This window comes from Rhizobium sp. 05N430 (assembly GCF_056396985.1).
Genome location: NZ_JBFTMO010000004.1, coordinates 261,498 through 274,007, shown reverse-complemented (window position 1 = coordinate 274,007; position 12,510 = coordinate 261,498). Strand labels below are relative to the sequence as shown.

The following is a 12,510-nucleotide window of genomic DNA, read 5'->3' as shown; positions in this document are numbered from 1 at the left end:
TATTTCCTTCGCGCAAGCCTTCTGTTATGCTCGGCGCATGAACGAGAAACCCGCCCGCATTCACGAGCTTGATCCGCTGTCACTGGAGAACGAAAGCGTTTCCAGCATCGGCCAGAGCATGACACGCATGAAGCTGATGACCGGGCGCCGGCTGATCGGGCGTTTGGCAATCCAGAGCGTGGCGCCGGATCTCGAGCTCTCGCATCTCGATGTTCTTGACGCCGTGCGCCGGGCGCAGCCGGCCGATGAAGTGACTGTCGGGATGATTGCCGACATGCTGCGGATCGATCCGTCTCGCGCCAGCCGCGTGGTGGCCGACATGGTCAGCCGCAACATTCTTCGCCGCGAAGCATCGCAAGCCGATGCGCGGCGCATCGTCGTGGTGATGACGCCGATCGGCCAGCGGCTGCTGTCGGAAATCCGGGCGCAGAAGCTGTCGTTGATAACCGAAATCCTCGACGGCTGGAGCGACACGGACGTTGATGCCTTCGCAGCACTCTATGAGCGCTTTATCGACGGTTATGAAAAAGCCTTCGAACGGCGCGATAAGGGCACGCCCGGTTAAGCCCCGCCCCTTTCCCTCGACCCCTGCTTTGCGCTATGGGCAATGCCCATGACCCAGACGACCTTCACGATCCTGCTCGGCGGCGAGCTGACGCCGACAGAGCGGCTGCGAAATGCGATTGCCGGCAGCCGCTTCATAGCCGCCGATGGCGGCATGCGGCATGCGGCAGAGCTCGGTGTCGTGCCGGAGCTCTGGGTGGGTGATTTCGATTCCACCGCACCGGATCTCGAAGGTGCGTTTCCGGGTGTGCCGAAGCAGCCATACCCGGCAGCCAAGGCCTCGACGGATGGCGAGATCGCTGTTTCCGAAGCGATAGCCCGTGGCGCGAAACGGCTGATCCTTGCGGGTGCGCTGGCGGGTGAGCGGTCCGACCATGCGCTTCAGCACCTCCTCTATGCCGTCAGCCTCGCCGAACACGGTATCGACCTGTTGCTCACTTCGGGGCTGGAGGAAGCGGTTCCGCTTCTTTCAGGTTCCATCGAGCTCGACCTGCCGAAGAACAGCCTGTTCTCGGTTCCCGGTTTCAGCGAATTGCGCGGTCTCTTCATCGAAAACGCGCGCTATCCGCTCTCGGATTTCCATTTGCCGTTCGGCTCGTCGCGTACCATTTCCAATGTGGCAGAAGGCAAGGTTCGGTTCACGCTCGGCAGTGGCCGCGCGATCGTCCTTGCCCGCCCCTATGACCTTTCCGGAGTCTGATCCTTGGCGCCTCCCATTCTCAAACTGGACGACATCTTTCTGAGCTTCGGCGGCGCGCCGTTGCTGGCGGGCGCAAGCCTGCAGGTCGAGCCGGGTGACAAGATCTGCCTCGTCGGCCGCAACGGTTCCGGCAAGTCGACGCTGCTGAAGATCGCGGCCGGCATTGCCGAGGCGCAATCCGGCGAGGTGTTCCGTCATCCCTCCTCGACGGTCCGGTATCTTGAGCAAGCGCCTGATTTCGGAAGTTTTGCAACGGTGCAGGCCTACGCCGAGGCCGGGCTTGGGCCGGGCGACGATCCCTATCGCGTCACCTATCTTCTGTCGCATCTCGGCCTCACCGGCGAGGAAGACCCGAAGAACCTTTCTGGCGGCGAAGCCCGCCGCGCAGCACTTGCCCGCGTCATGGCGCCGGAGCCGGATATCCTGCTGCTCGACGAGCCGACCAACCATCTCGACCTGCCGACCATCGAATGGCTGGAAGGCGAGCTGCAGAAGACGCGCAGCGCCCTCGTACTGATCTCGCATGACCGCCGCTTCCTCGAAAAGGTCTCGACGGCGACCGTTTGGCTCGATCGCGGCACTTCGCGGCGTCTGGATCGTGGCTTCGGGCATTTCGAAGTCTGGCGCGATCAGGTGCTGGAGGCCGAGGAGCTGGAACAGCACAAGCTCGGCAAGGCGATCGAGCGTGAAGAGCATTGGCTGCGCTATGGCGTTACCGCGCGCCGCAAGCGCAACATGCGCCGCCTCGGTGAACTGCAGACCATGCGCTCGCAATATCGCGGCCACAAGGGTCCGCAAGGCAGTGTCCAGGCGAGCGTTTCGGATGCGCAGGAATCCGGCAAGCTGGTGATCGAGGCAGACAAGATCACCAAGACATATGGCGAGCGGCCCATCGTCACGCCGTTTTCTATTCGCGTGCATCGCGGTGATTGCATCGGTCTCGTCGGCCCGAACGGTGCCGGCAAGACGACGCTGCTGAAGATGCTGACTGGCCAGTTGGCGCCCGACAGCGGCACCGTGAAGCTCGGCACCAATCTCGAAATCGCAACGCTCGACCAGAAGCGCGAGGAACTCAACCTCGACGACACGCTGGCCAATTACCTGACCGATGGCCGCGGCGAAAACCTGCTCGTCAATGGCGAGCAGCGCCATGTGACCGGCTACATGAAGGAATTCCTGTTCCAGCCGGAGCAGGCGCGGACGCCGATCAAGAACCTTTCCGGCGGCGAGCGCGCGCGTCTGATGCTGGCGCGGATCCTGTCGCGGCCGACCAACCTCTTGATCCTCGACGAGCCGACCAACGACCTGGATATCGAAACGCTCGATCTGCTGCAGGAAATCGTTGCCGGTTTTCCCGGCACGGTCATTCTCGTCAGCCACGACCGTGACTTCCTCGACCGCACCGTGACCTCGACGATCGCCCCTGCGGTTCCGGATGCGCCCGATGGCCGCTGGATCGAATATGCCGGCGGCTATTCCGACATGATGGCGCAGCGGAAAGGCGCGCTGGATGAGCGTCGCAGGGCGGAGAAGGCTGCCGAAAAGGTAAAGGCGGAGGCTTCGCCCTCTGCCGAGACGCCGAAGGGCAAGGGCAAGCTTTCGTTCAAGCAGAAGTTCGCACTCGAAAACCTGCCGAAAGAAATGGCCAAGGCTGAGGCTGAGATCGCCAAGCGCGAAGCGAAGATGGCCGATCCGAACCTGTTCACCAAGGACCCGGCGACCTTCAACAGGCTTGCCGCGGAGATGGAAAAGCTGCGCGACAGCGTGACGAAGATGGAAGAGGAATGGCTTGAGCTGGAAATGCTGAGGGAGGAGATCGAAGGCTGAGTCTCACGTTTCCTTGATTCGCCGGTGTCCCGGTGCGGCTCTAGAGTCCGCTCCGGCAGCCGGGGGATATGCCTGCTATCGTGGCGACAAGGAATAGTCATATGTCTCGCAAGCTTTCTTCCGCATTTCTGACGGCGCTCGCCGCCGCAGCCATCAGCTTTTCAGCCGTTCAGTCCAGCCAGGCCGACGATACGCAGCGTGTCCGCATTCGCGGCATCGTCGAGAGCCTCAACGGCGATGTGCTGACCATCAAGACCCGCGACGGAACCGACCAGTCGATCGCCATGCAATCGGGCTTCCGGGTTGGCGGCATCCAGCGGGCGGCCGTCGATGACATCAAGCCGGGCGATTTCGTCGGCGTCGGCTCGATGCCAAAGGGTAGCGGGCCGAATGACGCGCTGCAGGTGATGATCTTTCCGGCATCGATGAAGGGGACCGGCGAGGGCAACCGCCCTTGGGATGCCAAGCCGAATACCGAGATGACCAATGCGACAGTCAGCACTGCCGTCAAGGCGATCAACGGCAAGACGATCACGCTGACCTATCAGGGCAAGGAAAAGACCATTGCCATCCCTGATGGCACACAGGTCGTCACCATCGCTTCGGCGACCAAGGACGATCTGAAGCCAGGCGCCGCGGTGATCGTCAACGCCGAAAAGGCTGCCGACGGCAGCGTCTCCTCGAAACAGGTCTCGGTCGGTCTCAGCGGCGTGCAGCCGATGTAATCGTTAGATAACCGGTGCCGCCGCGGGGCGGCCGGTGCCGGTTTTCGGCGGTGGCGGTGGCTCTTCCGTCTTGGAGGCGATCGCTTCCAGATGCAGGACCTTCGGCTTCAGGATCTCCATGTAGATCTCCGAGCGGCCGATATAGATCATCGATGTTTCCGGCAGCGCCGTCAGCAGGTTGGTAAGCGTCGCCTGCCATTCCGGCTCCAAGCCTTCGAGCACTTCGTCGAACACCACCCAGCGCGGGCGAACCAGCAGAAGGCGGGCAAAGCCGATGGCCTTCTGCTCGTCGGAATCCAGCACCTTGTCCCAGCGCGCCCGCGTGTCGAGGCGGCCAATCAGCTGGCGCAGGCCGGCCTTTTCCATCGCCGCTTCGATATCCTCATTCTTGTAGGAACCGGCCGGCTCGGGGAAGGAGAGCGCCTCGCGCAGCGTACCGCCGGGGATATAGGCGACCTGGGGGACGAACAGGATGTCGTCTGAGGGCGGCAGGCCCATCGTGCCGCTGCCGCAGGGCCAGAGGCCGGCCATCGCCTGGAAGAGAAGCTTGCGGTTGACGTTGTGATCGCCGTTTATCATCACCTTTTCGCCGGCCTTCAGCGTCACGTCGGGCTCGTGCAGGCGGAAGCCGCCGCATTGATCGACCTCTTCGCCCAGCTTGGCGGCGATGGTGACGTTCTTCATCACAAGCCTGTCCGCGGCTGTATCTTCGTAGGCGATGACATTCTTCGGATTGAGCGGTTCATCCATGTGCTCAAGCGCATGGCGGAAATCGGTGACGCGGTTCAGGGTCGCGCGCCATTCGGCGATCGGGCCGAAATTGGCGACATACCAGCGCAGCGCCGTGTTGACCTGGTTGAAGGCGCCGACCGACATCATCAGCTCACCGAAGGTCAGGCCGCCGGAGAAATAGGCGGGCGCGGCGACGATGATCGGGATGACGATGACCAGCCAGCCGTAACCGGCGGAAACCCAGGTGAGGTTGGTGTTGGCCATGGTCAGGCGCTTGAGGACGGCGAGAACCGTGCTGATATCGGTGTTTATGCGCTGGCGCTCGTTTTCCTCGCCTCTGGCGACGGTAATCGCAGGCATATTCTCGTTGGCGTGCATCAGCGAGAAGCGGAGTTCGGCTTCCTTGGAGAAGCGCTCGGCGTTGATCGGCACCAGCTTTCTGCCGACGATCTGGCTGAGGATCGACGCCGACGCGGCATAGAAGACGGCGGCCCAGACCATGTAGCCGGGGATGGCAAAGGAATAGGTGCGGAAGTGGAAGACGAAGCCGCTCGACAGTTCCCAGAGCACGCCGATGAAGCTGACGAGCAGAATCGTCGACTGGATGAGGCCGAGAACGAGGCCGGTGGTGCTTTCGGCGAGGTTGCGGGCATCCTCATGCAGGCGCTGGTCCGGATTGACGCCGATCAGCCCGCTTGAGGCGAGCCGCAGGGCCCGCTTGTGCTTCAGCCATTGATCGACCAGATCGCGGGTCAGGCCCTCGCGCATATAGAGCGCCGTCATCTGGTTCAGCCAGGCCTGGCCGACATTGAGAAGCAGCAGGGAGCCGGCGATCAGGCCGAAAATCTGAAGCTGATGGAAGAACTCGCCGACATCGCGCCGCTGCAGCGAATCATAGAACGGCGCGTTCCAGCGGTTGAGAACGACCTGACCGTAGGCCGTCGCCAAGATGACGAACATAAGGATGGCGGCGAGAGACAGGATCTTGCCGCGCACTTTCGAAGCCCAGAAGGCTAAAAACATCAATTTGAGGCGATAGCCGAGGCTGAGATCGTATCCGACCCTATCTTGCCGCTGGCCGACAGCCCCGCCTTTGGCGTCGTCCGTCATCATGCATTCCTGTACAGCATCATCCCTGATTAACATGGTAGCGCGTGCTGTCCATCAACAGATTCTACCAGTCATTAATGCGTGAGTTACCTAGCTCAAAGTGCAGGTTGCGAATCACGATTGATTCGCGGCGCTGTCAGCGCTATCTAGAGGATCGTGGTGATTTGGCCGGCCGGCTTGCAGCCACGTTAAATAAGTCGCTAAAGGGCCGCGTGCGGACCGGTAGCGATTCTTTTTTCGCCACCGGTTTTTTTATTTGCCGGTTGTCCTGTTCGATCGAGTGAATGCAATGCCCATCAAGATTCCTGACACGCTGCCCGCTTTCGAAACCCTCGTTCAGGAGGGTGTGCGGGTGATGACTGAAACAGTGGCTATCCGCCAGGATATCCGCCCGCTTCAGATCGGGCTTCTCAATCTCATGCCGAACAAGATCAAGACCGAAGTGCAGATGGCGCGCCTTGTCGGCGCCTCGCCGTTGCAGGTCGAGCTGTCGCTGGTCAGGGTCGGCAACCACAAGGCCAAGAATACCTCGGAAGACCATCTGCTGGCCTTCTACCAGACCTGGGAAGAGGTGAAGCATCGCAAGTTCGACGGCTTCATCATCACCGGCGCGCCGATCGAGCTGATGCCCTTCGAGGACGTCAACTATTGGAGCGAGATGCAGGAAATCTTCGAGTGGACGCGTACCAACGTGCATTCGACGATGAACGTCTGCTGGGGCGCGATGGCGGCGATCTATCACTTCCACGGCGTTCCCAAGCATGAGCTGAAGGAGAAGGCATTCGGCGTTTATCGCCACAAGAACCTGAAGCCGTCCTCGGTCTATCTCAACGGCTTCTCGGACAATTTCGAGATTCCGGTGTCGCGCTGGACGGAAGTGCGCCGCGGCGACATCGAGAAGGCGCAGGGTCTCGAGATCCTGATGGAATCAAACGAGATGGGCGTCTGTCTGGTTCAGGAAGAGACGAGCAAACGCCTCTACATCTTCAACCATGTCGAATACGATTCGACGTCGCTGTCGGACGAATATTTCCGCGACGTGAATGCCGGCGTGCCGATCAAGATGCCGCACAACTATTTCCCGCATAACGACCCGGCGCTGCCGCCGCAAAATCGCTGGCGCAGTCACGCGCATCTGCTGTTCGGCAACTGGATCAATGAAATCTATCAGACGACGTCCTACGACCTCAACGAGATCGGCACGAAAATCTGACGGCTTATCAATCTGTTGATGCTATGCTGCTGCCTTTGCCGCAGCGGCATTTCTTTTTTGGCATTGGCAGTTGCGGTTCGCGGCAAATGGGGGCAGTTTCGCTGCCGGATGCGAACAGATTTCAGGACGATGGTATAATGGCGGACGAGCTCAAGCGGGAAGTTTTCGGAACGACGAAAGACGGAGAAACCGTCTATCGCGTCGAGATCAAAGGCGGCGGTCTGACGGCCAAGATCATGAGCTGGGGCGCTGTCATCCAGGATCTCAGGCTCGACGGCCACGATGCCCCGTTGCTGCTCGGCTTCGACAAGTTTTCCGACTATCCGGCCTACTCCTCCTATTTCGGTGCGACGCCCGGGCGCTCCGCCAATCGCATCGGTGGTGGCAAGTTCACGCTGGACGGCAAGGCTTACCAGCTGGAGCTCAACGAAAAGGGTGTTTCGCATCTGCATGGCGGCAGCGATAACATTGCCAAACGCAATTGGACGATCGTCGAGCATGCCGTCGATCGCGTTGTCCTGAAGATCGTCGATCCCGATGGCCGCGCCGGCTATCCGGGCAATTGTACGATCCAGGCGACTTACCACGTTCACGGCAACGGCGAGTTCTCGATCGTCTATGAATCGACATCCGACCAGCCGACGCTCGCCAATGTCTGCCAGCACGCCTATTTCAATCTCGACGGCCGAGACGACGCGCTCGGCCACGACATCATGATCGCGGCCGATGACTATCTGCCGACCGACGAGCGCCAGATCCCGACCGGCGAGCTGCGTTCGGTCGGTGGCACGGCTTTCGATTTCCGCGAGATGGCGCCGATGAAGCGTTTCGAGGGATCGGAACAGGCGCTCTACGATCATAATTTCTGCCTGTCGAAGGAGCGTGTCGCCAAGCGCACCGCCGTGCTGGCCCGCAGCCTCAATTCCGGTGTCTCGATGGAAGTGCGGACGACCGAACCTGGCGTGCAGTTCTATGCCGGCTTCAAGCTGAATGTCGCGGTGCCCGGTCTGGACGGCCGCAAGTACGGACCGTTCGCCGGCTTCTGCCTGGAGACCCAGGTCTGGCCGGATGCGATCAATCACGAGGGCTTCCCGAATGCCGTGCTGCGACCGGGCGAGGTTCTGCGCCAGGAAACGGATTACATCTTCACCAAGAACTGACGCGTTCGATTTGATCGCTGGTTTTGCGAACCCTCGTGATCCGTCACGAGGGTTTCTTTTTTGCGGCGTAGATTCAGCTTGAAGACTGGTTCTAAATAGGTTCTAATGTATGCCTATGGATAGAACCAGTCTGATAGCAGAGCTGAATGCGCGCGGACTGCGCGATGAGGCCTCGACCGGACCGCTCTACAAGCGGCTGGCCCTGGCATTGACCGGTCTCGTTCAGGAAGGATTGCTGAAGCCCGGCGCTGCGCTTCCCGGTGAGCGCGATCTTGCTGAGGCCCTGAAGCTTGGGCGTGTCACGGTGCGCACCGCCTATCGCGAGCTGATGTCTTCAGGCGCGCTTGAATCGCGACACGGCAGCGGTACCTTCGTCTCGGCGCGTGTGGAGCGCATGGAGCAATCGCTCTGGCGGCTCTCGTCTTTCTCGGCCGATATGCGGTCGCGCGGACGTTCGCCGGCGGCAAAGATTCTGTCGCGGCAGATCAACCAGCCCTCGCCGGAAGAATCCTTTCTCCTCGGCCTCAGCCAGGATGAACCGGTGTTGCGGCTGGATCGCCTTCGCCTTGCCGATGGCCTGCCGCTCGCCATCGAGCGTGCCGTTGTCCCGGTCAAGTTCGTCGGCGAACAGGCGGGCGGCGAGGGTTCGCTCTATGACGCCCTGGCTGCCAACGGCCACAAGCCGGTGCGGGCGCTGCAGCGGCTGACGGCCGTGACGCTCGACCCATCCTCGGCCGCGATGCTGAACGTCAAGGCCGGTGCGCCGGCCCTGCTGATCGAGCGGATATCCCGCCTCGAGGATCAGCGCGTCGTTGAATATACCCGCTCGCACTATCGTGGCGATGCTTATGATTTCGTTGCAGAATTGAGAATTGGAGATGAACTATGACTGAGAACAAGTCGCTGATGCTGCAGGAAGCCGGCCAGTCGCCGGAGGTCGTGGCGACCCTGCTCGAAAAGGAAAAGCCGGCCTTTGCCGAAATTGCCAAGCTTTTCTCCTCGGCTCGGCCGAGCGTGGTGACGACGGCGGCGCGCGGGTCTTCCGACCATGCCGCAACCTTCTTCAAATATCTTTTCGAAATCACCTGCGGCGTTCCGGTCGCATCGGTCGGCCCGTCGATCGCTTCGGTCTACGGCGCGCCGCTATATCTGAAGGGCGGCATTCACTTCACCGTTTCGCAGTCCGGCGCCAGCCCTGACATCGTTGCGCTGCAGGAAGCCGCGAAGAAGGGCGGGGCAACCACGATCGCCGTTGTCAACGTTACCGACAGCCCGCTGGGCAATCAGGCCGACATCGTGCTTGGCCTCAATGCCGGACCGGAAAAGAGCGTCGCCGCGACGAAATCCTTCATCGCGTCGGTTGCAGCGCTTGCCGGTGTAACGGCTGCGATCGGCGGCAAGGCTGATCTGCAGGCCGCCCTGCAGAAGCTTCCCGAGGCGCTCTCTGCCACGTCGGGTATCGATACAACTGCCGCTGAAGACGTTCTCTTCAACGCGAGCTCGCTTTACACCGCCGGCCGCGGCCCGGCCTTCGCGATTGCGCTCGAAGCCGCGCTCAAGGCAAAGGAAACGTCGGGCCTGCATGCCGAAGCCTTCTCGCTGGCCGAATTGATGCACGGCCCGATGCGTCTGGTTCAGCCGGGCTTCCCGATTGTCGCTTTCGCGCCTGACGATGCGGCCTATGCCAACAACGTTCAGGCGCTCGAACGCCTGCAGAAGCTCGGCGCGACGACCGTTCCCTTCTCGACACAGCCGCTTTCCGGGGTCAACCTGCGCGTTCCATCGACCGGCAACGGTCTTCTCGATCCGCTGGTTTCGCTGCTCGTCTACTATCGCCTCATCGAGTCGGTAACGCGCCGCAAGGGTTTCGATCCCGACAAGCCGGCAAACCTGCTCAAGGTTACGGAGACCGTCTGATGTCCCGCAAGATCTTCACCGGTGCCCGGATCTTCGACGGCGAGCGCTTCCACGACGAAAGAGCGCTGGTCGTTTCGAACGGACGCGTCGAGACCATCGCGGCACTCAACGATCTGCCCGAGGGGGAGGCCGTGGCGCTTGACGGTGGCGTTCTCTCGGCAGGTTTCATCGATGCGCAGGTGAACGGTGGCGGCGGCCGGATGCTGAACGACGAGCCATCGGCTGACTCGATGTATATCATCGCCGACGGCCATCGCCGCTATGGCACGACAGCACTGCTGCCGACGTTGATCACCGATACGGCAGACGCCACCAAGGCGGCGATCGAAGCTGCCAAGGAAGCGGTCAAGACCAATCGCGGTGTCGCTGGTCTGCACCTCGAGGGGCCGCATCTGGCACCGGCGCGCAAAGGCGCGCATCTCGCGTCGCTGATGCGTCCGGTCGAAGACGCAGACGTGAAGGCGTTCATCGCAGCACGCGAGGCGATCGGCACGCTTCTGGTGACGATGGCTGCCGAGCAGGTGACAGTGAAGCAGGTCCGCGAACTTGCGGAGGCGGGTGTTACCATCAGCATCGGACATTCCGATTGCAGCAGCGAGCAGGCGGAAGAGCGTTTCGATGCCGGCGCCCGTGGCGTCACGCATCTCTTCAACGCGATGAGCCAGATGGGGCATCGCGCTCCGGGTCTCGTAGGTGCCGCGATCGATCACCCCTCGACCTGGTGCGGCGTGATTGCCGATGGCCACCATGTCGATCCGAAGGCATTGCGCACGGCGCTGCGCGCGAAGCGCGGCGAAGGAAAGCTTTTCCTCGTCAGCGATGCGATGTCGCTTGTCGGCTCCGACAAGAACAGCTTCACGCTGAATGGCCGCAACGTTCATCGCGAGAGCGGCAGTTTCTGCTCCAAGGTAGTTCTGGATGATGGCACGCTGGCAGGGTCCGATGTCGATATGGCGTCCAGCATCCGTTACTGCGTGACCTATCTCGACCTGACGCTGGCCGAAGCGCTGCGCATGGCGACGCTTTACCCGGCGCGCTTCCTTCGTCTCGAGGGCTACGGCCGCCTGTCTCCGGGGTATCGCGCCGACTTCGTGCACCTGACCAATAAGATCGAGGTCACCGCGGCCTGGATCGGCGGGGAGAGGAAGTAGCGATGACTGCGATCACCGATGCTTATTTCTCGAACCTGATCGAGCGGCTCGGCCAGCTGAAGTCGGCTCTCGATGTTCCAATGCAGCGGGCCGCCGCGGCGATCCTCGAAGCGGCCCGCAGCGACAAGCGCGTCTATGTCTTCGGCACCGGCCATTCTCACATGCTGGCCGAAGAAGTGCATTACCGGGCGGGCGGCCTCGCCTTCACCGTTCCCGTACTTGTCGGTTCTGCGATGCTGCACGAGGGTGCGGTGATCAGTTCGGTCTACGAACGGACGGAAGGTCTCGTTCGTCCGGTGCTCGAGCGCTATGGCATGCAGCCTGGCGACGTGATCATCATCGCGTCGAATTCCGGCGTGAACGCCGCGCCGATCGAGGCCGCCGATTACGGCCATGAGATCGGCGCCAAGGTGATCGCCATCACCTCGATCGAATATTCCAAGGCGATCGCCAACGGCCGCCGCAGGCTGGCCGAGGTTGCCGATATCGTCCTCGACAACGGCCTTCCGCCGGGGGATGCCGTCATCGAAATCGAAGGGAGCGGGCTGAAGGTCGGGCCGGTCTCGACGGCAGTCGGTGCTACCGTGCTCAATGCGATCTTTGCCGAGGTGGCCTCGGAGCTCGCCAAGTCCGGCGATGCGCCGGTTTATCTCAGCGCCAACATGCCGGGTGCTGCAGCGGTCAACCAGCAGCTGGTCAAGCGATACCGGCCACGTAATCCGCATCTCTGAAACGAAAAAGGCCGGCGTCTCCGCCGGCCTTTTGCTTTGCCCCTGCGGACAATCAGTTCTTGGCGCGCTCGACGTAGGAGTTATCTTCCGTCGCGATGACAACGCGGATGCCGGCATCGATATGCGGCGGAACCAGTGTGCGGATGCCGTTAGAAAGGATTGCCGGCTTGTAGGAAGACGATGCCGTCTGACCCTTGACGACCGGCTCGGTCTCGGTGATTTCGAGCGTCACATGGCGTGGCAGCTGGAGAGCCAGCGCAATGCCTTCGTGCATCGACAGGATGCAGGTCATGCCTTCCTGAAGATAGGCCTTCTGATCGCCCATCGTTTCGTTGTCGACGACGACCTGATCGTAGCTTTCCGGGTTCATGAAGTGGAAGCCTTCGCCGTCCTCGTAAAGGAACTGGAAGTTCACGTCCTCGACGAACGCGCGCTCGACCTGCTCGGTCGTGCGCCAGCGCTCGGACACCTTCACGCCATCGACGATGCGGCGCATGTCGACCTGGGTCACCGGCGTGCCCTTGCCAGGATGGAAGTTGTTGGCCGTAAGAACGACATACAGCTTGCCATCCACTTCGAGAACGTTGCCCTTGCGGACGGAGGAGGCGATGATCTTGACCATAAGACTTCCTTGTAACTCAGCCTTCGGCGTCGTAGAGGACTGTCGCAATAGCCCTGGA

12 protein-coding genes and 1 riboswitch are annotated in these 12,510 nt (G+C 61.5%); of the genes, 10 read left to right on the top strand and 2 right to left on the bottom strand.

Annotated elements, in window-relative coordinates; all coding sequences use genetic code 11:
• Nucleotides 1-37 precede the first annotated feature (37 nt).
• From AC1DJO_RS11790 to AC1DJO_RS11775, 4 genes are all read left to right on the top strand, one after another.
• Nucleotides 38-565, top strand: coding sequence for a MarR family winged helix-turn-helix transcriptional regulator (locus AC1DJO_RS11790; protein ID WP_477970648.1), 528 nt, complete (start codon nucleotides 38-40; stop codon nucleotides 563-565).
• A gap of 42 nt (nucleotides 566-607) precedes the next feature.
• Nucleotides 608-1,264 carry a thiamine diphosphokinase gene (locus AC1DJO_RS11785; RefSeq protein ID WP_477970646.1) on the top strand — a complete coding sequence of 219 codons (657 nt, stop codon included), beginning with the start codon at nucleotides 608-610 and terminating at the stop codon, nucleotides 1,262-1,264.
• Between the two features lie 3 nt (nucleotides 1,265-1,267).
• Nucleotides 1,268-3,091, top strand: a complete 1,824-nt coding sequence (locus AC1DJO_RS11780) for an ABC-F family ATP-binding cassette domain-containing protein (RefSeq protein WP_477970644.1) — start codon at nucleotides 1,268-1,270, stop codon at nucleotides 3,089-3,091.
• A gap of 101 nt (nucleotides 3,092-3,192) precedes the next feature.
• Nucleotides 3,193-3,816, top strand: a complete 624-nt coding sequence (locus tag AC1DJO_RS11775; RefSeq protein WP_477970642.1) for a hypothetical protein — start codon at nucleotides 3,193-3,195, stop codon at nucleotides 3,814-3,816.
• Nucleotides 3,817-3,819: 3 nt separating this feature from the next.
• Here the strand turns inward: AC1DJO_RS11775 and AC1DJO_RS11770 are convergent, their stop codons facing one another.
• Nucleotides 3,820-5,658: an ABC transporter ATP-binding protein/permease gene (locus tag AC1DJO_RS11770; protein WP_477970640.1), complete on the bottom strand. Its 1,839-nt coding sequence runs from the start codon at nucleotides 5,656-5,658 to the stop codon at nucleotides 3,820-3,822.
• Nucleotides 5,659-5,804: 146 nt separating this feature from the next.
• A riboswitch (SAM riboswitch) is annotated at nucleotides 5,805-5,882 on the top strand.
• Between the two features lie 65 nt (nucleotides 5,883-5,947).
• Between AC1DJO_RS11770 and metA the strand changes: the two genes are divergently transcribed.
• The 6 genes from metA (at nucleotide 5,948) to AC1DJO_RS11740 (ending at nucleotide 11,830) form a co-directional block, all read left to right on the top strand.
• Nucleotides 5,948-6,871, top strand: coding sequence for a homoserine O-acetyltransferase MetA (gene metA / locus AC1DJO_RS11765; protein ID WP_477970638.1), 924 nt, complete (start codon nucleotides 5,948-5,950; stop codon nucleotides 6,869-6,871).
• 137 nt (nucleotides 6,872-7,008) lie between these two features.
• Nucleotides 7,009-8,031 (top strand): aldose epimerase family protein, encoded by a 1,023-nt coding sequence (locus AC1DJO_RS11760; RefSeq protein ID WP_477970636.1) that lies wholly within the window; start codon nucleotides 7,009-7,011, stop codon nucleotides 8,029-8,031.
• Nucleotides 8,032-8,146: 115 nt separating this feature from the next.
• Nucleotides 8,147-8,920 (top strand): GntR family transcriptional regulator, encoded by a 774-nt coding sequence (locus tag AC1DJO_RS11755; RefSeq protein ID WP_477970634.1) that lies wholly within the window; start codon nucleotides 8,147-8,149, stop codon nucleotides 8,918-8,920.
• Nucleotides 8,917-9,948: an SIS domain-containing protein gene (locus AC1DJO_RS11750; protein WP_477970632.1), complete on the top strand. Its 1,032-nt coding sequence runs from the start codon at nucleotides 8,917-8,919 to the stop codon at nucleotides 9,946-9,948. The genes AC1DJO_RS11755 and AC1DJO_RS11750 overlap by 4 nt, the downstream gene beginning before the upstream one ends.
• Complete coding sequence (gene nagA / locus AC1DJO_RS11745) at nucleotides 9,948-11,099, top strand: N-acetylglucosamine-6-phosphate deacetylase (protein ID WP_477970630.1); 1,152 nt, start codon at nucleotides 9,948-9,950, stop codon at nucleotides 11,097-11,099. Before AC1DJO_RS11750 ends, nagA begins: the two co-directional genes overlap by 1 nt.
• Before the next feature lie 2 nt (nucleotides 11,100-11,101).
• A complete protein-coding gene (locus AC1DJO_RS11740; protein ID WP_477970628.1) occupies nucleotides 11,102-11,830 on the top strand; it encodes an SIS domain-containing protein in 729 nt (242 codons plus the stop codon).
• Nucleotides 11,831-11,882: 52 nt separating this feature from the next.
• Here AC1DJO_RS11740 and efp read toward each other — a convergent pair whose 3' ends face one another.
• On the bottom strand, nucleotides 11,883-12,452 hold the full coding sequence (efp, locus tag AC1DJO_RS11735; RefSeq protein WP_112385879.1) for an elongation factor P: 570 nt from the start codon (nucleotides 12,450-12,452) through the stop codon (nucleotides 11,883-11,885).
• Nucleotides 12,453-12,510: the final 58 nt, after the last annotated feature.

Coding starts and splice junctions, on each gene's coding strand:
- AC1DJO_RS11775 (WP_477970642.1), top strand. CDS start 3,193: ATGTCTCGCAAGCTTTCTTCCGCATTTCTGACGGCGCTCGCCGCCGCA.
- AC1DJO_RS11755 (WP_477970634.1), top strand. CDS start 8,147: ATGGATAGAACCAGTCTGATAGCAGAGCTGAATGCGCGCGGACTGCGC.
- metA (WP_477970638.1), top strand. CDS start 5,948: ATGCCCATCAAGATTCCTGACACGCTGCCCGCTTTCGAAACCCTCGTT.
- AC1DJO_RS11740 (WP_477970628.1), top strand. CDS start 11,102: ATGACTGCGATCACCGATGCTTATTTCTCGAACCTGATCGAGCGGCTC.
- AC1DJO_RS11770 (WP_477970640.1), bottom strand. CDS start 5,658: ATGACGGACGACGCCAAAGGCGGGGCTGTCGGCCAGCGGCAAGATAGG.
- AC1DJO_RS11790 (WP_477970648.1), top strand. CDS start 38: ATGAACGAGAAACCCGCCCGCATTCACGAGCTTGATCCGCTGTCACTG.
- AC1DJO_RS11760 (WP_477970636.1), top strand. CDS start 7,009: ATGGCGGACGAGCTCAAGCGGGAAGTTTTCGGAACGACGAAAGACGGA.
- efp (WP_112385879.1), bottom strand. CDS start 12,452: ATGGTCAAGATCATCGCCTCCTCCGTCCGCAAGGGCAACGTTCTCGAA.
- nagA (WP_477970630.1), top strand. CDS start 9,948: ATGTCCCGCAAGATCTTCACCGGTGCCCGGATCTTCGACGGCGAGCGC.
- AC1DJO_RS11750 (WP_477970632.1), top strand. CDS start 8,917: ATGACTGAGAACAAGTCGCTGATGCTGCAGGAAGCCGGCCAGTCGCCG.
- AC1DJO_RS11785 (WP_477970646.1), top strand. CDS start 608: ATGCCCATGACCCAGACGACCTTCACGATCCTGCTCGGCGGCGAGCTG.